Origin of the sequence: Dactylosporangium sp. NPDC005572 (genome assembly GCF_040605515.1) — a bacterium.
GTDB lineage: Bacteria > Actinomycetota > Actinomycetes > Mycobacteriales > Micromonosporaceae > Dactylosporangium.
The window spans coordinates 1-24,606 of record NZ_JBEXCY010000173.1 but is presented as its reverse complement, the minus strand read 5'-3'; the positions used below and the strand labels follow the sequence as shown (position 1 = coordinate 24,606).

Genomic DNA, 24,606 nt, shown 5'->3' with positions numbered 1-24,606 from the left:
CGTCGCCGCCGGGCCTGCCCCGCCGCGCCGCCGGCCCCATCGCGCCCCGTCGCCGGCGGGCCTGCCCCGCCGCGCCGCCGGGCCTGCCCCGCCGCGCATTGCCGCACACCGAAGCCCCAGGTCCCAGCCGCATCCCCCGGCCGCGCCGTGCAAGCCAACATGCCCGCCGACACGGCGGGTACACGTCCTAGGAAGCTAGGTTGATACCTCTGCCACCGCGTCTGCGCCGTCCGCCGACTCCTGCCCTAGCCCCACCCACCAATCCACCGCCGCGCGATCTTGGAGTTGTGGTCCCAGGCATGTCCGGTAAATGCTGATAAAGCCGGGACCACAACTCCAAGATCGCGAACGAGTGCGGCGAGGCGGGCTTAGCGCGGCCTGGGCTGGCCGACCTCGCCGCCCCGGCCACCGGCCGACCTCGCCGCGCCGGCTGCCCGCGCCACGGCCTGGAATCCATGATCGTGGGAAACATTTGGCTGCCTGGGCGACCAGATGTTTCCCACGATCATGGGAGGGAACGCCTCTCGGCCAGAGGGTGGGTGACAAATCGGCATGAAGCGGGCGGTGGTCGGGCCCTGAGAAGAAAATTTTGGTGGGGGTGTCGAAATCTCCTGGGGCTTGTTCGCCGGGTGCAGTGGAAGCGCTCGGGCTACAGGAGGTCTTGTCGTGGGGAAACTGGTCGTGATGGCGTTCATGACGCTGGACGGAGTGGTGCAAGGGCCCGGTGGGGCCGACGAGGATCGGGAGCACGGGTTCAGCCATGGCGGGTGGGCCGTCCCCCACTTCGACGAGCCGCTGCTCGCGCACATCGAGGGGTTGGTGCGGCGGGCCGACGGGCTGGTGCTCGGGCGGCGGACGTACGACGTCTTCGCCTCTACCTGGCCGCTCGCCGGTGAGGACGATCCCGTCGGGAGCCGGCTCAACCGGATGCCCAAGTATGTGGCCTCGCGGACGCTCGACAAGGTCGCGTGGGAGAACTCCCGGCTCCTCGGCGACGACGTCGTCGGCGAGGTCACCGCGCTCAAGGAGACCGGCGAGCTGCAGGTCCACGGCAGCGGCGGGTTCGTGCAGACGCTGCTGCGGCACCGGCTGGTCGACGAGCTGCACCTTTTCACGTTTCCCGTCGTGCTCGGGAGCGGGAAGCGGCTCTTCGGCGACGGTACCGTGCCCGGCCGGTGGAGGGTCGCGGACAGCACGGTCACCGCGAGCGGGGTCAGCGCGGTGACGTACGTGCAGGCCGGCGACGTCGAGTACGGTGCGATGGGGCCCGAGACCGGGAACTGGTGAGAGGGGACCAGCGGATGCCGCAGTACGCCATCCTCATCTATGAGACCGAGCTCCCCGGCGGTGTCGTGGACATCCCGCCGGAGGTCATGGAGGCCAACCTGGCCGCCGGGGACCGGATCGCCGCCATGGGCGTGCGGGTCGTCAACGAGCAGGCGCTGCAGCCCAGCCGGACGACGCGGACCGTGCGCAAGGGCGGGCTGGTCACCGACGGGCCGTTCCTGGAGAGCAAGGAGGTGCTCGCCGGGTTCTTCGTCATCGAGGCGAGCGACCTCGACCAGGCGGTCGCCGTCGGGCGGCTGCTGCCGATCATGGACGGGGCGGTCGAGGTACGACCACTGCTCACGGAATGACCGTCCGGCAGGCCGTCGAGGACGCGCACCGGCGCGAGTGGGCCGCCGTGCTCGCCGCGACGGTGCGCGTCACGCGCGACCTCGACCTCGCCGAGGAATGTGTCCAGGACGCGTACCTCGCGGCGCTGCGCGACTGGCCGCACCGGGGCGTGCCCGAGCGGCCGGGCGCGTGGCTGGTCACGGCGGCCCGGCACAACGCGCTCGACGCGCTGCGCCGGGCCGCGACCCTGCGGGCCAAGCTGCACCTGCTGGTCGAGCCGGAGTCCGCGGAGGGCGACGACCCGCTGCGGCTGATCTTCCTGTGCTGCCACCCGGCGCTGAGCCCGGACGCGCAGGTCGCGCTGGTGCTGCGGCTGGTGTGCGGGGTGCCGACGGGCGACATCGCCAAGGCGTTCCTGGTCGGCGAGGCGACGATGGCGGCGCGCGTCACGCGGGCGAAGAAGAAGATCACGGCGGCGCGGATCCCGTTCCGGATGCCGCCGGCGGGCGAGCTGCCGGGGCGGCTCGACGCGGCCCTGACCGCGGTACACCTCCTCTTCACGACGGGGCACGTCGCGCCGGACGGGCCGGTGCTGGCCCGCGACGACCTGGCCGGACGGGCGCTGGACCTCGCCCGGCTGCTGCACCGGCTGCTGCCCCGCGAGCGGGAGGTCCGCGGCCTGCTCGCGCTGCTGCTGGCCAACCACGCACGGCGGGCCACCCGGACCGGCCCGGACGGGCGCCTGCTGCGGCTGTCGGAGCAGGACCGCTCGGCCTGGGACCGGCGGGCGATCGCCGAGGCCGACACGCTCGTCGTCGGCGCGCTGCGCGGCGGGCGGCCCGGGCGGTTCGCGCTGCAGGCGGCGATCGCCACCCTGCACGCGAGCGCCCCGGCCTGGGCCGACACCGACTGGCCGCAGATCCTCGTGCTCTACGACGCCCTGCTGGACGCCTGGCCGTCGCCGGTGGTCGCGCTCAACCGGGCGGTGGCGCTCGCCGAGGTCCGCGGGCCCCGGGAGGCCCTCGCCGAGCTCGAGCCGCTGCGCCGGGACGAGCGGATGCTGCGGTACCACTACCTGCCCGCGGTCCGCGCCGACCTGCTGCGGCGGGTGGGCCGTGACGCCGAGGCCGCCGGCGAGTACCGGCGGGCCCGCGACCTCACGGCCAACGCCGCCGAACAGGCCTTCCTCAACGCCCGCCTCAGCGAGCTGGACTAGGGCCGGGCCGGCGCCGCGCCCGCCTCAGCGAGCCGCGCCGGGCAGGATCCGGGCGTCCGGGCCCGGGACCACCAGTCCCTCGTGGCCGTCCTCCCACCGTACGGTGTACGGCGGGGTGTGGTCGTCGTGCCGCACCTCGGTGATGACGCCCTCCCGGCGGCCCTCCCCGACGTGGGCGCCCTCCACAATCAGCCGGTCTCCGACGTTCGCCCGCATGGCTTCCTCCCTCGTGCTCCCGATGACCGTCCCTTCCATGGCACGTCGCAAAACCGCCCAGGTCAAGCTCACGGGACCAGGACCGCCGCGCCGGTCACCCGATCGGCGGCCAGGTCGCTGAGCGCCTCGTCGGCCTCGGCGAGCGGGCGGGGCGTGGCGCTCACCCGCAGCGGGTGGTCCCGCGCGAAGGCGAGGAACTCGCGGCCGTCGTCGCGGGTGTTGGCGGTGACGCTGCGCAGGGAGCGCTCGTAGAACAGGTGCTCCTCGTAGTTGAGCACCGGGATGTCGGTGAGGTGGATGCCGGCGATCGCGAGCGTCCCGCCGCGGTCGAGGTGCGACAGCACCACTGGTACCAGCGAACCCACCGGGGCGAAGAGCACCGCCGCGTCGAGGGGCTCCGGCGGCCGGTCCGCCGCGGCCGAGGCGGCGCCGAGGTCGAGGGCCAGCTGCCGGGCGGCCGCCGCGCGGGTGACCACGTGGACGGTGGCGCCCTCGGCCAGGGCGACCTGCGCGGCGAGGTGGGCCGAGGCGCCGAACCCGTAGATGCCGAGCCGGCCGCCGGGCGGCAGGTCGGCCCGGCGCAGCGCCCGGTAGCCGATGATGCCCGCGCACAGCAGCGGGGCCACGTGCACGTCGTCGTAGGTGCCGGGCAGCTGGTAGGCGTAGTCGGCGGGCGCGACGGCGTACTGCGCGTACCCGCCGTCCGCGTGCCAGCCGGTGTACCGCGACGCCGGGCAGAGGTTCTCCGCGCCCGCCCGGCAGTACCGGCAGGTCTGGTCGGTGTGCCGCAGCCAGGCGACGCCGACGCGGTCGCCGGTCGCGAAGTCGGCCACGTCCACGCCGGCGTCGACGACCTCGCCGACGATCTCGTGGCCGGGCACGGTGTCCGGCCGGACCGGCGGCAGGTCGCCCTCGGCGAGGTGCAGGTCGGTGCGGCACACCCCGCACGCGGCGACCCGCAGCAGCAGCTCCCCCGGGCCGGGCTCCGGCACCGGCATCGTCACCTGGCGCAGCGGCCCCGTCCCGATCGGGCCCGGCCGGTGCACCTGCCATGCGATCATCCGTGCCACCGGCTCATTGTGCCCGGCCCCGGGCGGTCTATCCCTCGACGATCTCCACCGCGTCGGTGGCGGGGCGGCGCGGGGCGCGCGGACCGGTGTCGCCGCGGCCCGGGACGCCGATGCGCACCACGATCGCGGGGTGCCCGACGTTGCCGATCGCCCGGCGCAGCGTCTCCCGCGCCGCGACGATCTCCACCATGTCGCTCATCGGCGACGTCGACAGCCCCTCGGCGGTCGCGGTGAGCAGCACCGCGCTGAGCGTCTCGCCGGCGGTCAGCCAGTCCCGCGGCGTGTCGTGGTCGGTGACGATGACGGCGTACCGCGCGAACCGGTCGGCGACCTCCGGCGCGTCGTAGACGCTTGCGTCGGTGTCCCGGCCGGTGAAGCTGCGGATCGGCACGGTCCGGGCGCCCGAGGGCTCGGTCGTCGCGGGCGGCACGCCCGTGCCCGAGCCGTCGGCGGGGTGCACCCAGGCCGTCAGGTCGGCGCGGTACGCCGGGTCGCCCCGCTCCACGTCGGCCGCGTGGCCGGCCGCGACGATCACCGCGGTGAGCTCGCCCGGGGTGACCAGCCGCAGGTGCGCGCCGGCGGCCTCGGCCGCGTCGCGCATCCGGTCGAGCGCGGCGGCGGGCACCGGCACGTCGAGGAACGGCCGGCGGTCGGCGCGGCGGACCGAGATGGCCCGGCGGAGCCGCTCCAGGCTGCCGTCGCGAGGGGTCCTCCCGGTGTACCGCAACGCGGCGAGGAGGTCGGGCTCGTCCGCGTCGGGCAGGTGCGTCACCTCGACGCCGGCACCGTCGGCGCCGAGCGCGACCCGCGCGTGGTGCAGCGCCACGCCGCAGCTGAGGGTCATGAGCCGCCCGTCGGGGTCGAGCGCGGGCAGCTGGCGGCGCCGGTCGGCGCGCAGCTCGGCCCGGTCCCCGGCGATGCGCCACTGCCAGGGCTGGGTGTTGAGCATCGACGGCGCGTCGAGCGCCGCGAGGACGGCCGCGGTCAGCACCCGGCGGACCGGGTCGACCCGCGATGCGGTACCGCGGTCGGTGAACTGGATCGCAGCCATGATGGGCTCCTCGGTGGCTTGTCGGTGGTACGCATCCCACGATCGCCGTCCGCGGCGTTCGCTGCGCAGAGGCCCCGGCCCCGTCCGTCCGGGACCTTCGGCCCGGTGCCCCGCCCGCCCCGCTCTCCCGTCTTCCACGCTACTTCCGTGGTTCTCGTCCGGGCGGCCCCCTCGCCGCGGGACCTTCGGCCTGTGCCGTTCGGCCTCCCACTTGGTAGAAATAGGACATGATCCGGGTTTATCTGCTCGACGACCACGAGGTGGTCCGCTACGGCCTGCGCGAAATGCTCGAGCGGGAGGGCGACATCGAGGTCGTCGGCGAGTCCGGCTCGGCGGTCGAGGCGACCCACCGCATCCCCGCGCTGCGGCCCGACGTGGCCGTGCTCGACGGCCGGCTGCCCGACGGCAGCGGTGTCGACGTGTGCCGCGACATCCGCTCGGTCGACCCGTCGATCCGGGCGCTGATCCTGACCTCGTACGAGGACGACGAGGCGCTCTTCGCGTCGATCATGGCGGGCGCCTCGGGGTACGTCCTCAAGCAGATCCGCGGCACCGACCTCGTCGACGCCGTCCGGCGGGTCGCGGCCGGGCAGTCGCTGCTCGACCCGGCCGTCACCGCCCGGGTGCTGGAGCGCATCCGCAAGGGCCCGGAGCAGCCCGACGAGCTGCGCAATCTCACCGAGCAGGAGCGGCGCATCCTGCTGCTGGTCGCCGAGGGCCTCACCAACCGGGAGATCGCCGAGCGGATGTTCCTCGCCGAGAAGACGGTGAAGAACTACGTGTCGAGCGTCCTGGCGAAGCTCGGCCTGGAGCGGCGCACCCAGGCCGCGGTGCTGGCCTCCAAACTGCTCGGGCGGCCGTCCGCCTAAAATCGCCGGGTGGGCACCGAAGATCCCCGTTGGCAGCCGGCGCTGCCGCTGCCGTCGCTGTCCCGCGTCGACCTCGACGCGCTGCTGCAGGAGCTGCTCACCCGCGTTCGCGAGGTGATGACCAGCCGCGAGCGGCTGCGCGACCTGCTCGACGCGGTCGTCGGCATCGGCGGCGACCTCGACCTGCACAGCACCCTGGAGCGCATCGTGCAGGCGGCCTGCCGGCTGGCCGGCGCGCGGTACGGTGCGCTCGGCGTGATCGGCCCCAACCGGATGCTCATCGAGTTCATCAACCACGGGGTCTCGGCCGAGGAGCGGGCCGCGATCGGCGACCTGCCCCGCGGCCACGGCGTCCTCGGCGTGCTCATCGACGAGCCCCGGCCGATCCGGCTCGAGGACATCACGGGGCACCCCCGCGCGTACGGGTTCCCGCCCAACCATCCGCCCATGCACAGCTTCCTGGGCGTCCCGGTGCGCATCCGCGACCAGGTCTTCGGCAACCTGTACCTCGCGGAGAAGCACGGCGGGGAGCAGTTCACGCAGGACGACGAGGACCTGGTGGTGGCGCTGTCGGTGGCCGCGGGCGCGGCGATCGAGAACGCCCGCCTCTACGCCCAGACCGCCCGGCGCCAGCGCTGGCTCGAGGCCGCCGCGGAGATCACCGCGGTCCTGCTCGGCGAGGTGCGCCGCACCGAGGCCCTGGAGCTGGTCGCGACCCGCGCCCGCGAGGTGGCGGAGGCCGACCTGGCGATGGTACTGCTGTACGACGACACGGCCGGCGACCTGCGCATCGAGGTCGCGGTCGGCGGCGCCCCCGACCTGGTCGGCGCGTCGATCGACGTGCAGCGCAGCGACTTCGCGACGGTCCTGCTCAGCGGGCACCTGTCCGTCGTCGAGGACCTGGCCACCGCCGCCGCCTGGCCGGTCCCGCTCTCCACCGGCACCGCGCTGCTCGTGCCCCTCGCCGCGGGCGGCATCCCGCTGGGTGCGCTCGTGGTGGCGTACCGCCCCGGCAGCGTCACGTTCGCCGAGGACCCCGACGTGGCCCTGGTCGAGACGTTCGCCGGCCAGGCCGCCCTGGCCCTGGAACGCGCCCGCTCCCAGGACGAACGCGAGCTGCTCGCCGTGGTCGGCGACCGCGAGCGCATCGCCCGCGACCTGCACGACGTGGTCATCCAGCGCCTGTTCGCCGCGGGCATGCAGCTGCAGGGCGCGGCCCGCGTCCCGAACCGTGCCGAGCAGCAGGAGCGCATCGATCGCGTGGTCGACGACCTGGACGCGACGATCCGCGACATCCGCGGCAGCATCTTCGAGCTGCGCGCCGTCCCCGGCGACAGCCTGCGCGCCGAGCTGCGCCGCCTGGTCGACGAGGCCCGCGCCCCGCTGGGCTTCCGCCCCGACCTGCGCCTGGACGGCCCGATCGACACGGCGGTCACGACCCCGGTCCGCAAGGCCCTCCCGGCGGTCCTCCGCGAGGCCCTGAGCAACGTCGCCAAGCACGCCCAGGCGACGTCGACCCGGGTCACGGTCGACACCCGCTCGGGCGGCGTGACCCTGGTGGTCGAGGACAACGGCCGCGGCTGCGACCCGGCCACCAACCCGGAGGGCAACGGCCTGCGCAACATGCGCGCCCGCGCCGAGGACCTGGGCGGCACCTGCACGGTGGAGCCCGCCGCGGCGGCGGGCACCCGCCTGACCTGGCACGTCCCCTTCTAACCGGCCCGCGAGGGTTCCCGCCCCACCCGCCGGCGTTCACGGCAGCTGCCAGCCACCGCAACGCCGAACGACCTGGCACGGCGCCACCACGGCGGCCGACCACCGCGACCGGGATGGCGCCACCGCGACCCGAGGGCCTCACACGGGTCGGCCCGCCGCTCAACCCGCCACGGCCGAGGCGGCCCACCGGCCCGCGGGCGCCGGCTGGGCGGGCGGTGGCGCCGCGGCGAGCACGCCGTCCTCGATGTGGAGGATCTCGTCAACGGTCGACGGGTCGACCGCCCGGTGCGTGATGAGCAGGACGGTCCGCCCGTGGGTGGCGGCGAGCAGGTCGCCGGTCAGCGCGGCGGCTGTCGGCTCGTCGAGATGCTCGGTCGGCTCGTCGAGCACGACGATCGGGAAGTCGGCGAGCAGCAGCCGGGCAAGGGCGAGCCGCCGGCGCTGCCCACCGGAGAGGGCCAGCCCGTGCTCACCGACGGGCGTGGCGAGCCCGGCGGGCAGCGTACGGGTCCAGTCGAGCAGCCGGGCCCGCTCCAGCGCCACGTCGAGCTCCGCCGCGGTCGCCTCGGGCCGGGCGACGCGGAGGTTCGCCTCGATCGTGGTGTCGAAGAGGTACGCGCTGTCGTCGAGGCACCCCACCACCCGCCGCACGTCGTCCCCGCACAGCTCCCGCAGATCGGTCCCATCGAGCGTGATCCGCCCGGCGCGGGGATCGAGCCACCGCACGAGCAGCGCCGCGATCGTGCTCTTGCCGGCCCCGCTCGGCCCGACGAGCGCCACCCGCCGCCCGGCCGGAAGCTCCAGCGACACACCGCGCAGCACGACAGGCCCACCCGGCCACCCGGCATCGACATCTTCCATCCGCAGCGTCGGCACATGCCGACCGACGACCGGCTCGGCCGTCACGGGGCGGGACCCGCCCGAGCCCGAGCCCGCGCCGGCAGCGGGAGCGAGGCCCACGGCTGCCGGGCCGGAGCCCGCACCCAGACCGGAGCCCACTGCCGCGCGGCCAGCCGGGTCGGGAGCCGCAACCGTAGTGGCGACGGTGACCGGAGCGGCAACGGCGCCCGCCGCCGAGCCAGCGCCCGGGGCGGAGCCGGCCGGCGCGCGGCCGGCCGGGACGGGAGCCGTAGCCGGAGCGGCGACGGCGGCCGGAGCGGGGTGCGCCGCCGGGACGGAGCCGGCGCTCGGTGCAGGGCCGGCCGGCGCGGGGGTGGCCGGGTCGGGGGCCGGGTCCGGGACCTTCGACAGGGCCGTCAGGCGGGACAGGGCCGCGCGGGCGGCGGCGAGGCGCTGGGCGGCCGGGGGTACGGCGGCCACGGTCTCGAACAGGGCCAGAGGCGTGAGGACGACGACCGCGAGCAGCTCGCCCGGCAGGGTGCCGGCGCGGACGGCCAGGGCGCCGGCGGCGAGGCCGGACAGTACCGCCAGGCCCGTGCACAGTGCGGTGACCGCGGCCGAGACGCCGGTCGTGGCGCTGGCGCGGCGGGTCGCCGTGAGCAGCGCGCGGTCGGTCTCGGCCAGGCGGGCCAGGGCGGCCGGGGCGGCGCCGTTTGCGATCAAGTCGGGCAGGCCCTGGACCAGGTCGACGGTGCCGGCGGCGAGCGCGCCGCGCAGCGGGGCGAGGCGGGCGTCGGCGCGGCGGGTGACGGCGGACTGCAGCAGCGGCACGCCGACGCCGGCCACCAGCAGCGCAACCGCGAGCGGCAGCGCGGCGGCGGGCAGCAGCGCGGCCACGAGCAGCACCGTGCCGAGGGCGGTCACCGCGGCCACCACGATCGGCAGCACGACCCGTACGACCAGGTCGAGCACCGACTCGACGTCGTCGACGAGCCGGGCGACGAGGTCGCCGCGCCGGAACCCGGTGAGCCCGGCCGGCGCGAGCCGCTCGAGCCGCCGGTAGGCCCGCACCCGCAGCGCACCGAGCAGCCGGAACGCGGCGTCGTGGCCGGTGAGCCGTTCGACGTACCGCAGCACGCCCCGCCCGATCCCGAACGCCCGCACGGCGACGATCGCGACCATGAGGTGCAGCACCGGCGGGTGCTGCGCCGCCCGCGAGATGAGCCAGGCCGAGGTCGCCATGAGCCCGACCCCCGCCCCGGCCGCCCCGACCCCGGCGAGCACCGCGACCACCAGCCCACCGGCGGCCGGCCGCACCGCCCGCAGCAAACCGAACCGCCCGGAGACCGGAGGCCGGGAACCACCGGGCGGAACAGCTGGAGGCACGTCGTCGCCACCGGCCGCCGCAGCGTGCGGACCAGGAGCGGGTGCGGACATGGGGTCACGGCCGGCACCCGCGGTGTGCGGCGCGGCGTCACGGCCGGCGCCGAAGGTGTGCGGTGCGGACCCGGCAGCTGTGGCGGTCGGATGTGGGGAGCGCGGTTTCGGGCGGTCGGGGACGGGGGGCGGGGACGGGTGGTGGGACCGTACCGGGCCGAGCCAGCGGGCGGTCACCAGCGCCGTGCGGAGGCGTGGTGGGACGGTGCGGGCGGTCATGCGGTCACCGTGGCCAGGGTCCGGGGAGCGGGGAGGGCGATCTCGCGGTCCGCGAGGGCGACCAGGGACGGGCGGTGGGCGACCAGGATGACCGTGCGACCCTGGGCGTGGGCGCGGATCGCGGACAGGATCGACGCCTCGGTCTCGGCGTCCAGGCCGGCCGTGGGCTCGTCGAGCAGGACCAGCGGGGCGTCGCGGAGGAACACGCGGGCCAGGGCCACCCGCTGGCGCTGGCCGGCCGACAGGCCCGCGCCGCCGTCGCCGAGCAGCGTCGCGAAGCCGGCCGGCAGGGCCTCGATGAAGCCCAGGGCTCCGGCCCGGGCCGCCGCGGCGCGGACCGCCGTGTCCGGGGCGTCCGGGGCGCCGAGGCGGATGGCCTCGGCGATCGTGCCCGCGCCGAGCCAAGGCCGCTGGGGCAGCCAGGCGATCTGCCGCCGCCACGCCGTCAGGTCCAGCGTCGCCAGATCGGTGCCGCCGCCCGAGGCGAGCGGCGCCCACGTGGCCGGGTCCAGCCCACCGCCCGAAGCGAGCGGCGCCCACGTGGCCGGGTCCAGCCCACCGCCCGAAGCGAGCGGCGCCCACGTGGCCGGGTCCAGGTCGCCGCCCGGAGCTCGGCCCGGCGTGGGCGCGGCGCCGACCAGGACGCGGCCCTCGGCGAGCGGCGCGAAACCCAGCAGGACCGCCAGGGCCGTGGACTTGCCGCAGCCGCTCGGGCCGGTCAGGGCGACCAGCTCACCCGGGCGCACCTCGGCCGTGAACGACGGCAGGGACGGATCGGCGCGGCCCTCGTGGCGCACGACCGCACCCTCGAAGCGGATCACGCCCACAGCACCGACCGGCGCGCCCCCGGAAACCGCGACCCCCGAAACCGGGGCCCCGAGCACCGCGGCTGTGGACGCTGCGGCCGAGGCGCCCTCATCCACCGGCGGCGTGCCCGAAGCCGGCGGCGGGGTCTCCAGCAGCTCGAACGCCTCCGTGGCCGCCGCCAGGCCCTCGGCGCTGGCGTGGTAGTTGGCGCCCACCTGGCGGAGCGGGAGATACGCCTCGGGGGCGAGGATCAGCACGAGCAGCGCGGTGGCCAGGGACAGCTCGCCGTCGACCAGGCGCAGGCCGATGCCGACCGCGACCAGGGCGACGGACAGCGTGGCCAGCAGCTCGAGCACGAGGGACGACAGGAACGCGACGCGCAGGGTGCGCATCGTGACGCGGCGCTGCTGGGTGCTGATCTCGGCGACGATCGCGGCCTGGCGGCGGGCGCGGCCGAAGACGCGCAGGGTCGGCAGGCCGGCGACGACGTCGAGGAAGTGGTGGGAGAGGCGGGCCAGCAGGCGGAACTGGCGCCGGTTGGCCGCCTCGGTGTGCCGGCCGACGAGGATCATGAAGACCGGGATGAGCGGCAGGGTCACGGCGATCGTGCCGGCGGCCACCAGGTCGGCCGGGGCGATGCGGGCCAGGACGATGACCGGCACGAGGGTGGCGAGGACGAGCTGCGGGAGGTACCGCGCGAAGTACGCGTCGAGCGCGTCCAGGCCCCGCGTCGCCAGGGTGACGACGTCGCCGCTGCGCCGCGCGCCCGGGCCGAGCGCGACGACGTGGGCGAACAGCCGGGCCCGCAGCTGGCGCTTGACCGCCGCCGCCGAGCGGGCCGCGGCCACCTCCTGGGCCCAGGCGACGGCGGCCCGGGCCGCGACGACCGCGGCCAGCCAGGCGAGCGTCGGGGTCAGCGCCGCGAGCGAGGCGCCGCCGAGATACACGGCGACGATCCCGTCGGCGAGCAGCGTCGCCTGGGCGACCACGAGGGCGGCGAGCGCGACGCCGAGGACCACCGACAGCGCCAGGTAGGCGCGGGTCGCCGACGCGTACCGCAGCAGCCGCGGATCGAGCGGCCTCACGGGTGCGGCACCGGGATGTGCTCGACGCGCAGCCGCTTGCGGAACACCCAGTACGTCCACGACTGGTACAGCAGCACGATCGGGGTGAAGCAGACGGCGACGCCGGTCATGACCTTCAGCGTGTACGGCGTGGAGGCCGCATTGGTGACGGTGAGGCTGTCGCCGCCGGCCAGGGTGGTCGGCATGACGTCGGGGAACAGCGTCACGAACAGCGCCGCGACGGCGGCCACCAGCGTCGCGCCGGTGGCCAGGAACGCCCAGCCCTCGCGCCGGGCCCGGGCGGCGACGACCGCGCCGACCAGGGCCAGGGCGGCGACGCCGGACAGCGCCCAGCCCCACGCGTCGTCGTGGGTGAGCTGCGTCCACAGCAGGAACCCGCCGGCGATCGCGACCGCCGGGAAGCCCAGCCGGTAGGCCAGCCGGCCGGCCCGCACCCGCACGTCACCGTCGGTCTTCAGGGCCAGGAAGACGGCGCCGTGCAGCAGGAAGAGCGACAGCGTGGTCAGCCCGCCGAGCAGCGCGTAGGGGTTGAGCAGGTTGAAGAACCCGCCGACATACTCGTGGTCGGCGCTGATCGGCACGCCGCGGACGATGTTGCCGAAGGCGACGCCCCACAGCAGCGCCGGCACGTAGCTGCCGGCGATGATCGCCAGGTCCCAGCGCTTCCTCCACTGTGGACTGTCGACCTTCCCCCGGTACTCGAATGCGAGGCCGCGCACGATGAGCGCCACGAGGATGAGCAGCAGCGGCAGGTAGAAGCCGGAGAACAGCGTCGCATACCACTCCGGGAACGCCGCGAAGGTGGCGCCGCCGGCGACGAGCAGCCAGACCTCGTTGCCGTCCCAGACCGGGCCGATGGTGTTGATGAGCAGGCGCCGCTCGCGCTCGCCGCGGCCGAGGACCGGCAGCAGCATGCCGACGCCGAAGTCGAAGCCCTCCAGCAGGAAGTAGCCCGCCCAGAGCACGGCGATGAGGATGAACCAGACGGTCGTGAGCTCCATGACAGCACTCCTCTCAGTACGCGAAGGTGAGCGGGCGGTCCTCGTCGGCAGCATCTTCCGACTCGGGTACGACAATTTCCGGTGCGCCGGCCCGGGCGTAGCGCAGCATGAGCATCAGCTCGACGACGGCCAGCCCGCCGTACAGCAGCGTGAAGACGATCAACGAGGTCGCCACGTGTGACGCGGACACCGACGGCGACACGCTCTCGTCGGTCTTGAACAGGCCGAACACCGTCCAGGGTTGCCGGCCGACCTCGGTGAAGATCCAGCCGAAGGAGTTCGCCAGCAGCGGCATGGCCACGGCGGACACGGCGGCGATCCACAGCCACCGCCCGGCCGGCCGCCGCCCGCGCCGCGTGGCCCACAGCGCCACCGCCGCGACCGCCATGGCGAGCGCCCCGAACCCGATCATCAGCCGGAACGACCAGTAGGTGACGGGCACGTAGGGCACGTAGTCACCCTCACCGTATTGAGCAGCATATGAAGCCTGCAGATCGTTGATGCCCTCCACCGAGCCGTCCAGGGAGCCGGTCGCCATGAACGACAGCAGCGACGGGATCCGCACCGACGCCAGCTCCGAGCGCCCGTCGAGCGAGCCGATCGTGAAGATCGAGAACGACGCCGGCTGCGACGTGTCGTAGAGCGCCTCGGCCGCCGCCATCTTCATCGGCTGCTGCTCGGTCATCACCCGCGCCTGCAGGTCGCCGGTGACGAGCACCCCGACGCCGGCGATGAGCACGACCCAGGCGCCGAGCCGCAGCGCCGGCCGGAACACCTCGGGCTGGTGGTCGCGGCGGACGTGCCACGCGGCGACGGCCAGCATGAGGGCGCCGGCGGTGAGGAAGCACGCGGTGATGGTGTGCGGGAAGGTCACCAGGGCCGTGGAGTTCGTCAGTACCGCGACGATGTCGGTCAGCTCCGCCCGCCCGCGCTCGGCGTTGACGGTGTAGCCGACCGGGTGCTGCATCCAGGAGTTCGCGGCCAGGATGAAGTAGGCCGACAGCATCGTGCCGATCGAGGCGAGCCAGATCGTGGCGAGGTGCACCTTCTTCGGCAGCCGGTCCCAGCCGAAGATCCACAGCCCGAGGAACGTCGACTCCAGGAAGAACGCGAGCAGCCCCTCGATGGCGAGGGGCGCGCCGAAGATGTCGCCGACGAACCGGGAGTAGGCGCTCCAGTTCATGCCGAACTGGAACTCCTGCACGATGCCGGTGACCACGCCCATCGCGAAGTTGATCAGGAACAGTTTGCCCCAGAACTTGGTGGCGCGCAGGTACTCCGGCCGCCCGGTGCGCACCCACGCCGTCTGCAGGCCGGCGACGAGCGCGGACAGGCCGATCGTGATGGGGACGAAGATGAAGTGGTACACCGTGGTGACCGCGAACTGCCACCGGGCGAGATCGAGCGCGTCCATGTACCGCAGTCTCGCGGCCCAACGTCGCCACCGGTCAGGGTCGAAGGTCCCGAACCGGCCCGTGCTCTACGTCACGAGCCGCAGCCTGCGGGCGGCGACGCCGATCGTCACCCGCTGGCCCCAGGCGAGTTCCAGGCGGTCGGCCTCCAGCCCGTCGGCGAACACCACCAGGCGCTCGCTCTCGCTCGACAGCTCCAGGCGCTCGTGCGGGCCGAGCCGGCCGGCGGTCAGGGTGACGCCGGTCGCCGGCGACGGCCAGGCCTCCCGCACGAACCAGGTCAGGGCCTCCTCGCCGGGCGCGGGCCGCGCCGGGGCGTCGGCGCGCTCGCGGGCGATCGACGAGCACCAGCCGGTGGCGCCGGTGCCGGTGCCGACCACCACGCCCGAGGACGAGTGCCGCTCGCGCCCGCCGTCCGAGGTGGAGATGGTGTACCGCGCGGACTGGTGCGTGGGGTGCCCGAAGTACACCTCGTTGAGGCCGATCAGCTCCTGACCGTCGTCGAGCCGGGCGGACACCATGGTCCGCAGCTCGGCGTCCACAGTGGACATCCGGGGCAGCAGCCGCGCGGCCGCCGGCGGGGCGTGGCGGACCAGGACGCCGGGGTTGCGGTCCGGCTCCGGGTTGACGCCGAGGACGGGCTGGCCGTCGAGGTACTTCGCCACGTTGGCGACGAGCCCGTCCTGCCCGACGGCGACGACGACGTCCTCCGGGGCGAACAGGAACCGGGACAGGTCCTCGCGGTCGAGCCGGCCCCGCCGCCAGTCGGCCGGGACGGCCGCGCCCACCGTGGTGAGCGCGGCCTCCAGGGCCCGGTGGCGGGCCTCGGCCTCGGCGAGGTCGCGGCCCCGCTGGCGCAGGAAGTAGGCCGCGGCGGCGCGGGTGCCGTGGCGCGCGAGCAGCTCGTCGAGCTCGCTGCGCCGCGACACCAGCACCACCCGGGGCGCGAGCGTGCTCATGACCGCAGCTTGTTGAGCAGCCCGGTCACCACGTCCGGGGTCACGGTCAGCTGGCCGATCTCCGGCAGCTGGCCCGCCAGCTCCTTGAGGGCGAGGGCCTGCAGGACGGCCGGCGGCAGGTCGCGGTAGGCGGCCAGGCGGCTCGCCTCGGCCTCCGCCTCGGCCAGGCCGACGGCCCGGACGCCCTCGGCGCGGGCCGCGCTGCGCAGCTGGTCGGCCTCGGCCTCGGCCGCGGCCGAGATCCGGGCCCGCTCGGCCGCGCCGGCCGCGGCGACCTGGGCGCGCTCCTCGGTCGCCTGGGCGACGACGAGCGCGGCGGACGCGTCGAGCTCGGCCTTGCGCCGGGAGTTGGCGCCGTGCTGCTCGACGAGCTGCTGCTCGCGCCGGGCCAGCTCGATCTTGTTCTGCAGCTCGTTCTCGGCGATCGCCCGCTCCTGCTCGACCGCGCGGGCCCGCCGGCTGTACGTCGCCCGGTCGGCGTTCTCCTGCACCGCCTCCCGCGTCGGGGTCTGCAGCGCCCGCTCCAGGTCGGGCTCGGGCCGGATCGCCACGACCCGGGCACTGACCACGCTGACGCCGGTGTCGGCCAGCCGCGGGTCGCCGCCGAGCGCCGCGGTGACCGCCTCGCGGACCGGGGCGATGCCGGCCGTGAGCGCCTCGGTGAGCGCCAGGCGGGCCAGCAGGTCCAGGGCCGGCTGCTGGGCCAGCTCGGCCAGGAGCGTGGCGACCTGGTCGAGCGGCTGGCCGCGCCACTGGCCGTTGCCGGGGTCGACGGAGAAGTCGAGGCGTTCGGCGGCGGTCGCCGGGGCGCTGATCCGGTAGGTGACGGTGGCCTGGACGGTGACGTCGGCGAAGTCGCTGGTCCGCGCGTGGAACAGCAGCGGCAGCTCGCGGTCGTCGACGGGCACCTCGGACAGCACGGCGGTCAGCGGGCGGTACCAGAACGACTGGCCGATGCCCTCGTGCCGGACCCGCCCCCGGACGTGGTGGCGCACCCAGCTGGTCGGCGCCCCGCGCAGGTGGCGCAGGAAGAAGCGGCGAGTCACGTCCGCCATGGTGGACCTCCCGGTAAGTTATCGTCAGACTGACGATATTCGCCCGAGCCCTTTCTCGTCAACGTGGTGATAAATACATGACATCGTTCGCCGTCACCGTCGACCTGGTGCTGCTCACCATCCGCGACGGCGCCCTGAGCGCGCTGCTCATCAAGCGTGCGATCCCGCCGTACCGCGGGGCGTCGGCGCTGCCTGGTGGCTTCGTGCTGCCGGAGGAGGACCTGGACGCGGCCGCCGCCCGCGAGCTGGCCGAGGAGGCTGGCATCGCCGCGCCCGGCCACCTGGAGCAGCTGGCCAGCTACGGCACGCCGGGCCGGGACCCGCGCGGCCGGGTGGTCACGGTGGCGTACCTCGCGCTGCTGCCCGACGCCCCGGCGCCGACCGCCGGCAGCGACGCCGCCGGGGCCGGGTGGGTGCCGGTCGCCGCGCTGCCGGCCCTCGCGTTCGACCACGCCCGCATCCTCGCCGACGGCGTCGAGCGGGCCCGGGCCAAGCTGGAGTACACCCCGCTCGGCGCCGCCTTCTGCCCGCCGGAGTTCACGATCGCCGAGCTGCGCCAGGTGTACGAGGCGGTCTGGGACACCCGGCTCGACCCGCGCAACTTCCACCGCAAGGCGACGTCGACCGAGGGCTTCGTCGAGCCCACCGGCCGGTCCACCGCCGGCGAGCGCGGCCGGCCGGCCCAGCTCTACACCCGCGGCGCGGCCACCGTCCTCTACCCGCCGCTGCTGCGGTCGCGATGAACGACCTGCCCGAGGCGGTCGCGAGTTGCGTGAACCGTACAGTGGCACGTGCTACTGTCCCGTGATGATACGTGCCGAGCTGCGTGAGCCGGTCGTCCGGCCCGGCACCCTGGTCCCCGGCGAGGTGCACGTGCGCGCCGGCGCCGTGGCGCTGCCGCCCGGCGAGGTCACGCTGAGCGTCGAGACGCGCTCCGGCGTCGCCGTGATCAAGCACCGGGTCACGGTCGTGTCGCCGGTGCCGGCCGGCCGGGCCCGCTCGGTGCCGTTCCTGCTGCCGCTGCCGTGGGAGACGCCGCTGACCCGGCCGATCCCGGCGGTCTCGGTGCTGCTGCGCACGACGGCGTACGGCGAGTCGGTGACCGAGCCGATGGACGTCCACCCGCTGCTGGGGCACCAGCGCGTGCTCGACGCCGTGCGGCGGCTCGGGTTCCGGCTCGTCGACGCGTCCCTGGAGACCGGCCCGCTGCCCGGGGTGCTCCGCGCGGTACCGTTCCACCAGGAATTCACGTTCCGCTCGGGCGCCGGGGCCGAGCTGCGCGTGGTGACCGTCGCCGGCCCGGTCGCACTCGACGTGGTCGCGCGGCTCGGCGGCGCTACGCTGACGTTCGCGGTCCGCGCGGGATCCGACCCGCTCGGGACGCTGCGAGGCTGGCTGCCGATACCAGATCGTGACGCAACCGGCGACCACCTTCACCCCGTCTTACCAACGTGATCCCGGCCGAGTCCAGAAGGCATCCCGAATGACGTCCGTCGTCCCGCGCGGCACCACCCGCCGGTCCCTGTTCCTGGTCGCGGGGGCCTCGGTGCTCGCCGCGTGCACCACCAAGCCCGGCGACGCCAAGCCCGGCGCCACCTCGGGCGCGTCTCCCAGCTCCTCGCCGATCCCGCCGGCCACCGCGCAGATCACCGCGCCGGCCGCGGGCGCCGCCAACGTGCACACCGCGATCGAGGTCGCGGTGACCGCCACCAACGCCGCGAAGACCGAGGTGGTCTTCGTCGACGCGGCCGGGGCCCAGGTGCCGGGGGTTCCGCACCAGGTCGCCGGGCAGTGGATCCCGGGCCAGCAGCTGAAGTACGCCACCGCCTACGAGGCCCGGGTCACGGTCACCGGCAACGACGGCCAGGCGGTCACCGCCACGGCGGCGTTCACCACGATGAAGAAGCCCGGCAGCCTGGCCAAGGTGTCGAGCATCATCGCCAACGGCCAGACGGTCGGCGTGGCGATGCCGGTCATCATCAACTTCGGCGTCGACGTCGCGAAGGACCAGCGCGCCGCGGTCCAGCAGCGCCTCACCGTCGTCAGCAGCCCCGCGCAGGAGGGCGTCTGGCACTGGTTCAACGCCAAGGAGGTGCACTTCCGGCCCAAGGAGTACTGGCAGCCGGGCACCAAGCTCACCGTGCGCACCGCGACCGGCGGCCTGCCGGTCGGCGGGAAGTGGTACGGGGAACGCGACGTCACGTTCGAGGCCACCGTGGGGCGCAAGTTCCTCATGGAGGTCGAGAACAAGACCCACCAGCTGACCGTGACCCAGGACGGCACGGTCATCCGCACCTGCCCGGTCAGCCTCGGCAAGCCCTCCAGCCCGTCCGCGAGCGGCCACTTCATGGTCATGATCAAGAACGAGTGGGAGTGGTTCGACTCCGCGTCCTTCGGCGTCCCGAACGACTCCGCCGACGGCTACCGCACCAAGGTGTACTGGCCGCAGCGCCTGACCTGGGACGGCGAGTACCTCCACTCGGCCCCGTGGTCGGAGAAGGACCAGGGCAAGCGCAACGTGTCGCACGGCTGCACCAACCTGTCCGCGGTGAACGCGGAGTGGCTGTGGAAGAACACCCTCATCGGCGACCCGGTGATCATCCGGAACACCGAGGAGCACGTGAAGTGGGGCAACGGCTGGACCGACTGGGACATCAGCTGGGACCAGTACGTCAAGGGCAGCGCCGTCCCCTACACCCCGCCCGCGGCCTCGCCGTCGGCGTCACCGTCCGCGGCGCCGTCCGCGTCCTGACCGGAGCCGGCCCGGGGCAGCAGCGCCTGCCCCGGGCCTTTCCCTGCTCCGGTCCCTGCTCCGGTCCCTGCTCCGGGTGTCCCGCCCTCAGGCCGCGGTGAGGGAGAGCGCCAGCGCGGCGGTCGCGGTGAAGTCCAGGGCCGGCTCGACGCTCGGCCAGGCGCGCACGTCGTCGAGGAAGCGGGCGTCGGCCCGGTCGAAGGCGGCGAAGCGGTTCGCGCCGTCCGCCGGGCAGGCCCGGGCCCCGTCCGGGATGCCGAGGTCGGTGAAGTTGTCGGCGCCGTTCGGGCCGTTGACGACGGCGCCGCGGATGATCGGGCGGCCGCCGGTGAGCGATCCCGACAGGTTGGCCACCTGGTGCTGGGGGCAGTGCGCGAACTCGGTGCCCGCGCCGATCATCAGCGACACGCCCCACCCGTTCACGCCGAGCGCGAAGTTGCGCTGTGCGGTGCCGAAGGTGTCGTACCGCCGGTCGCCCGTCACGGCGCGGTACAGCTGGGCGGTCGCGGCGAACCCGAAGCTGCGCGACGCGGCGTCGAAGTCGGCGACGTCCGCGGCGTGGCCGAGCACGTTCCCGGCGGCCGCGGCCACGCCCGCGTCGAGCTGCCGGCGCAGGTCGGCGACGAGCCGTCCACGGGTGGCGTCGCCGGGCCGCAGCGCGGCGATCAGCTCGGCGTGCGCGATCGCGCTCGTGTCGTACAGGTTCAGCGTGTCGCGGCTGTCCGAGCCGAGGTACACGTCCGCCCACCGGGTCGCGTCCCGCAGCCAGCCGCCGGCCCGCCCGTCGCCGAGCTGCCGCGCGGCCCGCGCCAGCTCCACGGCGCCGTACTCCATGTCGTCGGCCCACGAGTCCTCGGGGTAGTACGCGTGGGGGTACGCCGTGACCAGCTCGCCGACGTCGGTCGTGCGGGCGGCCGCGTACACCGACGCCGCCTCGGCGAACCAGTGCCGCGCCGCCGCCCGGTCGCCGCGGCGCAGCGCCGCCTGTGCGCCGAGCGCGAACGCGGCGCAGACCCGCCCGGCCAGGTTCGGCGTGACCGCGCCGGCGATGAAGACGGGGCGGTACTTCAGGAAGAACTCGTCGTCGCCGGGCCCGGTCCGCCGCGCGTCGTCGTCCTCGGGGAGCCGCCACACGTCGTGGTCGCCGAGCAGCCCGAGCTCCTCGCTGCCGGTGCCGATGCCGACCTGCGCGTAGAGCACCCCACGCTCGGCGTCCCACATCTTGTCCAGCCAGCGCAGCCCGTGCTCGGTCTCGTCCCCGGCCCGCCCGGCGACGAGCAGCGCGGCCACCGAGTACGCGGTGGTGTGCGTGAACTTCACGAAGTCCCCGGCGTCGAACCAGCCGCCTTCGACGTCGACCGGCCCGCCGATGGCCCGCAGCGGCGCCGCGAGCTCGTCGCCCCCGTCCCCGGTGAACTGCGGCACGTCGTACACGGTCGCGCTGCGGTCGGCGAGGTGCGCGGCCCGCCGGTGCAGCGCTCCCGGGACGACGTGGGCCCCGTCGCGCTGCACGGCGAAGAACGCGAGCGCGTCGTCGGCGAGCGGCGCGAACAGCTGGTGCGCCGGTGCGACCCGGAACGCGGGCGACACGGCCCCACCGGCCCGTACGGTGTACGTCCCGGCGGCCCGCACCGCGCTGAGGTCGAGCACGTGGACGGCCCGGTACCGGTCGTTCCAGCCCCCGGCGCCGCTCCCGACCCGTCCGCTGAGGACGGTCCGCCCGCGCGCGTCCCGCACGCTGAAGGTCGCCGAGGCGGGCAGTGCCCGCGGCGCGAGCAGGTAGGCCCGCTTGGCCTCGGCGGACCCGTACCCGACCTGGTCGACCCGGATGACCGCCGGGTCACCCGGCGGCGCGGCCACGGCGCCGGACGGCACCCCGACCACGGCGAGCAGCACGAGCACGCTGACGACCACCCGGACCACGGCAACCTCGCAGCGATCGACGTCGAATTGGAAGACTGTCTACCAGTTACCTGGAGATCCAGTCAAGGTGCTGGGGGTCAGCGGTCGGCCGGCACCGGGACGCGGGTCCAGCGGCGGCCGTCCTCGGAGCGGTACACCGCGTCGCTGTCGAAGGTCAGGTACACGCCCGGCACCGCGGAACGGACCTGGGTGCTCATGCCGGGCACCGTGGGGCGTCCGGGCAGACCGTCCGGGCGTTCCTTGCGGTAGTGCCGGCCCTGGTCGGAGCTCTGGTACCAGCGAGGCTCCCGGTCGTCGCGGATGAGCACCACGTGGCTGCCGTCGGCGGCGACGTACGTGTCCTCGTTGACGTAGTAGCCCTCGCCGATCGGCAGCGAGTGGCCGGGGTCGACCGGCCGCCAGGTCGCGCCGCCGTCGGTGGTCTGCTGGACCTGGACGCCGAGCGGGCCGGACGTGGTCGCCGCCGGGTCGGTGTCCTCGACGCGGGTGGAGAGCACGGCGTACCCCGTGCGGCCGTCCGCCGACGCCGCCACCGCCACGTCGATCACGTCCGGCAGGTCGAACGCGTGCACCCGCCAGGTGCGGCCCCGGTCCGGGGTGAAGGCGACGGCCGGGCTGCGGCCGGACGCGAAGCCGGTGACCCACATGCCGGGCGATGCCGGCCGCTCCGACGTCGCGCGCACCGACAGGTCCGGCTGGCTCGCGAGGGGCGCCATCCGCCCGGCCACCGGGTCGACGGCGAGCAGCCGGCACCGGTCCTCCAGCCGCGCCGGTGGCGCGCACTGCAGCCAGCCCTCCGGCGGTACTGTCGAGACCTCCTCGGCGACGACGACCAGCTCCCGCCACGTGCGGCCGCCGTCGAGGCTGACGTGGTTGTGCCAGACGACCTTCGGGCCGCTCTGCCCGGTCTCGTCGCCCGGCGTCTGGGTGGTGCGCATCAGCACGCCGGGGGCGGGCGCGTCGACCCGGCCGTCGCCGAAGTCCTCCTGGCGCACGGTCCAGGTGCGGCCGCCGTCGTCGGAGCCGAGCAGCTTCGCCGGGCAGCCGTCGCAGCCGCGCACGCCGGATGAGGGCGACCTCACCCAGCGGACCGAGGCGAAGGCGCGGCTGTCCTTGACGAGCATCCGCTGGGCGTGGGAGACCGTGACGGGGTCGTCGGCGCAGATCTGGATGAGCAGGTCGCCGCCGCTCCACCGGTCCTGCAGCCGGTCGATGGCGAAGGCCGGCAACGGCTGGAGCGTCGCCGGGCGCCGCGCGGTGAGGCCGGCGGCGTCGAACAGCGCCGGGCCGAAGCCGAACGTGACGGTGAGCCGGGCCGGGACGAGCGCCAGCTCCGGCTGGCCGTCGGCAAGCGGTGGCGTGCCCTGGGTGAGCCGGGCGGCGTCGTCGGTGAGCAGCCGCATCAGCCGCCCGAGGGCGGCGCGGTCGACGCCGGCCTTCAGACCGAGGGCCAGGAACACGGCGTGGGCCTGGGCGGGGGTCTCGATGCCGGCCTGGTGCGGGCCGTGGAACGGCACCACCTGCGCGCCGTAGTCCACTTCGGACAGTTCCGGGTCCGGGCGGGGCCGCGCCGTGCGGCGGGAGCCGCCGACGGCGATGGCTCCGGCGATCGCGCCGGTGGCGGTGAGCGCGCCGCCGGCCAGCAGCGTCCGGCGGCGCATCGGCGCGGCGTCGCGTTCGGTCACGTCAGCCCATCACCATCGGGCTCGCGGACTGCCCGGGGTGGTACGACTCGTTGCCGCCGGCGAAGTCCTTGCCCAGCGCGGTGAACTGGACCGTGCCGCCGTCCTTGAGGGTGAGCGTCACGGTGATCTGGTCGCCGGGCCGCACCGGGGTGGTGACGTCCATGAGCATGAAGTGGTCGCCGCCGGGCTTGAACTCGTGGCTGCTGTTGGCGGGGATGACGAACCCGCCCTCCTTGGGCCGCATCGCCATCTTGCCGTCCACTGTGGTCGTTTCGTGCAGCTCCACCTTCGGTGACGCGCTGGAGGTGGCCGAGACGACGACGATGTCCGTGCCGGTGGTGTTCAGCAGCGTGCCGTAGGCGGCGGACATGCCGGACTGGGCCGTTTTGACCCAGGGGTCCTTCACCACCAGGGCGGGCTGGGCGCTGGTGGGCGCGGTGCCCGGCGACTCCGACGATCCGCAGGCAGCCAGGGCGAGGGTGAGGATCGCGCCGGCGGTGACCAGCAGGCTGCGGTGGCGCAACGACATCGGACATCCTTCACGGTGGGTGGCGTTCGTCGGCAGATAGTCGCCGCACATGCCCATCGAGTTCCCAGCTTTTTCCGGTGTACCCCGATGGTTCCGCGTCCGCACGCGCCGGTCAGGATGGAGCCCATGCGACTCATCCGCGCGACGCTGGCCGCCATCGTGGCCGGCCTGCTCGTCCTGCTCGTGCCGGCGCAGCCGGCGTGGGCGCACGCCAAGCTGCTCACGACCGACCCCGCCGACGGCGCGACGGTCGGCGCGCCGCTGGCGGCGGTGACGTTCACCTTCAACGAGATGGTGAAGCAGCAGTTCAGTACCGTGGTCGTGACCGGCGCCGACGGCGCGTCCTACAGCGACGGTGCGCCGACGTCGGTCGACAAGACGCTGACGCAGCCGGTGAAGCCGCTGCCCAACGGCGCGGTGCGGGTGGCGTGGCGCACGGTCTCCGTCGACGGGCACCCGATCGAGGGCCAGTTCACGTTCACCAGCGCCGCCGCCCCGACGAGCGGCGCACCGTCGCCGACGCCGACGAGCGCTCCGGCGACGGTGGCCGCCGACCCGGCGTCCGGCGACGACGACAGCGGCAGGAGCGGTGTCGTGTGGCTGGTGCTCGGCGGGGTGGCGGTGGTGCTGGTGCTGGCCGGCGGCGCCGTGTGGTGGCGCCGCCGGAGCGCAACCGGCTGACCGTATGCCCGCAAACGGTCAGGTCGCCGCCGGTGTGCGCCGCAGCCGCCGTACCAGACCCAGAATCACGTCCAGGACTAGGAATCCGAGCAGGGTGACGCCGAAGACCGGCAGGGCCCAGCCGATCGCGGCGGTCACCACGATGCCAGCGATCAGCAGGGGCAGGCGCACCCGGCGCCAGGCGCCACGGGCCGGTGGCGGACCGGCGAGCGCTCGGGTGGGGCGACGCTGCCACCACATGCGGTAGCCCCAGACGACGACGCAGAGCAGCCCGAGCGCGAGGGCGGCGAGCAGCAGCTGGTTGACCACGCCGAACAGGTAGCCCATGTGGGCCTGGATGCCCCAGCTGCTCAGCTTGGCCGGGAACGGCCAGTCGGCGAAGTCGGAGCGGGCGGTGACGGTGCCCGCGCCCTTCGCCAACCAGCAGTACCGCTGGTGCACCGGCTCGATGTCGCTGCTCGCCGAC

Annotated in this window: 21 protein-coding genes and 1 pseudogene; 9 read left to right on the top strand and 13 right to left on the bottom strand. The window is 74.8% G+C overall.

The window, feature by feature from the left end:
• The first annotated feature begins 666 nt into the window (after positions 1 to 666).
• The 3 genes from ABZS66_RS46705 to ABZS66_RS46695 are packed head-to-tail and all read left to right on the top strand — an operon-like array spanning position 667 to position 2,833.
• Complete coding sequence (locus ABZS66_RS46705; RefSeq protein ID WP_354769493.1) at positions 667 to 1,287, top strand: dihydrofolate reductase family protein; 621 nt, start codon at positions 667 to 669, stop codon at positions 1,285 to 1,287.
• A 14-nt stretch (positions 1,288 to 1,301) separates the two neighbouring features.
• A complete protein-coding gene (locus ABZS66_RS46700; protein ID WP_354769492.1) occupies positions 1,302 to 1,637 on the top strand; it encodes a YciI family protein in 336 nt (111 codons plus the stop codon).
• Positions 1,638 to 1,684: 47 nt separating this feature from the next.
• On the top strand, positions 1,685 to 2,833 hold the full coding sequence (locus ABZS66_RS46695; protein WP_354769496.1) for a DUF6596 domain-containing protein: 1,149 nt from the start codon (positions 1,685 to 1,687) through the stop codon (positions 2,831 to 2,833).
• 24 nt (positions 2,834 to 2,857) lie between these two features.
• On the opposite strand, the gene ABZS66_RS46690 is transcribed toward ABZS66_RS46695, so the two are convergent.
• The 3 genes from ABZS66_RS46690 to ABZS66_RS46680 form a co-directional block, all read right to left on the bottom strand.
• Positions 2,858 to 3,049, bottom strand: coding sequence for a DUF1918 domain-containing protein (locus tag ABZS66_RS46690; RefSeq protein WP_354769491.1), 192 nt, complete (start codon positions 3,047 to 3,049; stop codon positions 2,858 to 2,860).
• A gap of 68 nt (positions 3,050 to 3,117) precedes the next feature.
• Positions 3,118 to 4,110, bottom strand: coding sequence for a zinc-binding alcohol dehydrogenase family protein (locus ABZS66_RS46685; RefSeq protein ID WP_354769495.1), 993 nt, complete (start codon positions 4,108 to 4,110; stop codon positions 3,118 to 3,120).
• A 37-nt stretch (positions 4,111 to 4,147) separates the two neighbouring features.
• Positions 4,148 to 5,170, bottom strand: a complete 1,023-nt coding sequence (locus ABZS66_RS46680; RefSeq protein WP_354769490.1) for a nitroreductase — start codon at positions 5,168 to 5,170, stop codon at positions 4,148 to 4,150.
• A 227-nt stretch (positions 5,171 to 5,397) separates the two neighbouring features.
• On the opposite strand from ABZS66_RS46680, the gene ABZS66_RS46675 reads away from it, so the two are divergent.
• Together ABZS66_RS46675 and ABZS66_RS46670 are read left to right on the top strand one after the other, a co-directional pair.
• A complete protein-coding gene (locus tag ABZS66_RS46675; protein ID WP_238019741.1) occupies positions 5,398 to 6,039 on the top strand; it encodes a response regulator transcription factor in 642 nt (213 codons plus the stop codon).
• 48 nt (positions 6,040 to 6,087) lie between these two features.
• A complete protein-coding gene (locus ABZS66_RS46670; RefSeq protein ID WP_354769494.1) occupies positions 6,088 to 7,755 on the top strand; it encodes a GAF domain-containing sensor histidine kinase in 1,668 nt (555 codons plus the stop codon).
• A 159-nt stretch (positions 7,756 to 7,914) separates the two neighbouring features.
• On the opposite strand, the gene ABZS66_RS46665 is transcribed toward ABZS66_RS46670, so the two are convergent.
• The 6 genes from ABZS66_RS46665 to ABZS66_RS46640 form a co-directional block, all read right to left on the bottom strand.
• Complete coding sequence (locus ABZS66_RS46665) at positions 7,915 to 9,912, bottom strand: ATP-binding cassette domain-containing protein (protein WP_354769489.1); 1,998 nt, start codon at positions 9,910 to 9,912, stop codon at positions 7,915 to 7,917.
• Between the two features lie 335 nt (positions 9,913 to 10,247).
• A complete protein-coding gene (gene cydD, locus ABZS66_RS46660) occupies positions 10,248 to 12,143 on the bottom strand; it encodes a thiol reductant ABC exporter subunit CydD (protein WP_354769488.1) in 1,896 nt (631 codons plus the stop codon).
• The gene (gene cydB, locus ABZS66_RS46655) at positions 12,140 to 13,144 is read right to left on the bottom strand and encodes a cytochrome d ubiquinol oxidase subunit II (protein ID WP_354769487.1); all 1,005 of its coding nucleotides are present in this window, start codon (positions 13,142 to 13,144) and stop codon (positions 12,140 to 12,142) included. The genes cydD and cydB overlap by 4 nt, the downstream gene beginning before the upstream one ends.
• 13 nt (positions 13,145 to 13,157) lie before the next feature.
• A complete protein-coding gene (locus tag ABZS66_RS46650; protein WP_354769486.1) occupies positions 13,158 to 14,558 on the bottom strand; it encodes a cytochrome ubiquinol oxidase subunit I in 1,401 nt (466 codons plus the stop codon).
• Positions 14,559 to 14,624: 66 nt separating this feature from the next.
• A complete protein-coding gene (locus ABZS66_RS46645) occupies positions 14,625 to 15,515 on the bottom strand; it encodes a hypothetical protein (RefSeq protein ID WP_354769485.1) in 891 nt (296 codons plus the stop codon).
• Complete coding sequence (locus tag ABZS66_RS46640; protein WP_354769484.1) at positions 15,512 to 16,570, bottom strand: SPFH domain-containing protein; 1,059 nt, start codon at positions 16,568 to 16,570, stop codon at positions 15,512 to 15,514. The genes ABZS66_RS46645 and ABZS66_RS46640 overlap by 4 nt, the downstream gene beginning before the upstream one ends.
• Before the next feature lie 77 nt (positions 16,571 to 16,647).
• Between ABZS66_RS46640 and ABZS66_RS46635 the strand changes: the two genes are divergently transcribed.
• The 3 genes from ABZS66_RS46635 to ABZS66_RS46625 all read left to right on the top strand — a co-directional run bounded on the left by ABZS66_RS46635 (position 16,648) and on the right by ABZS66_RS46625 (position 19,322).
• Positions 16,648 to 17,313 carry an NUDIX domain-containing protein gene (locus ABZS66_RS46635; protein WP_354769483.1) on the top strand — a complete coding sequence of 222 codons (666 nt, stop codon included), beginning with the start codon at positions 16,648 to 16,650 and terminating at the stop codon, positions 17,311 to 17,313.
• Between the two features lie 64 nt (positions 17,314 to 17,377).
• Positions 17,378 to 18,025 (top strand): sporulation protein, encoded by a 648-nt coding sequence (locus ABZS66_RS46630; protein ID WP_354769482.1) that lies wholly within the window; start codon positions 17,378 to 17,380, stop codon positions 18,023 to 18,025.
• 28 nt (positions 18,026 to 18,053) lie between these two features.
• Positions 18,054 to 19,322 (top strand): Ig-like domain-containing protein, encoded by a 1,269-nt coding sequence (locus ABZS66_RS46625; protein ID WP_354769481.1) that lies wholly within the window; start codon positions 18,054 to 18,056, stop codon positions 19,320 to 19,322.
• A gap of 87 nt (positions 19,323 to 19,409) precedes the next feature.
• On the opposite strand, the gene ABZS66_RS46620 is transcribed toward ABZS66_RS46625, so the two are convergent.
• The 3 genes and pseudogenes from ABZS66_RS46620 to ABZS66_RS46610 all read right to left on the bottom strand — a co-directional run bounded on the left by ABZS66_RS46620 (position 19,410) and on the right by ABZS66_RS46610 (position 23,459).
• Positions 19,410 to 21,245, bottom strand: coding sequence for a glycoside hydrolase family 9 protein (locus tag ABZS66_RS46620; RefSeq protein WP_354769480.1), 1,836 nt, complete (start codon positions 21,243 to 21,245; stop codon positions 19,410 to 19,412).
• 1,076 nt (positions 21,246 to 22,321) lie between these two features.
• A pseudogene (locus tag ABZS66_RS46615) lies at positions 22,322 to 22,906 on the bottom strand (Dyp-type peroxidase domain-containing protein); the annotation flags it as partial.
• A 25-nt stretch (positions 22,907 to 22,931) separates the two neighbouring features.
• The gene (locus tag ABZS66_RS46610; protein ID WP_354769479.1) at positions 22,932 to 23,459 is read right to left on the bottom strand and encodes a copper chaperone PCu(A)C; all 528 of its coding nucleotides are present in this window, start codon (positions 23,457 to 23,459) and stop codon (positions 22,932 to 22,934) included.
• Between the two features lie 126 nt (positions 23,460 to 23,585).
• On the opposite strand from ABZS66_RS46610, the gene ABZS66_RS46605 reads away from it, so the two are divergent.
• The gene (locus tag ABZS66_RS46605; RefSeq protein WP_354769478.1) at positions 23,586 to 24,140 is read left to right on the top strand and encodes a copper resistance CopC family protein; all 555 of its coding nucleotides are present in this window, start codon (positions 23,586 to 23,588) and stop codon (positions 24,138 to 24,140) included.
• An 18-nt stretch (positions 24,141 to 24,158) separates the two neighbouring features.
• On the opposite strand, the gene ABZS66_RS46600 is transcribed toward ABZS66_RS46605, so the two are convergent.
• Positions 24,159 to 24,606, bottom strand: a 448-nt coding sequence (locus tag ABZS66_RS46600; RefSeq protein ID WP_354769477.1) for a PepSY domain-containing protein, incomplete at its 5' end; no start/stop codon positions are given.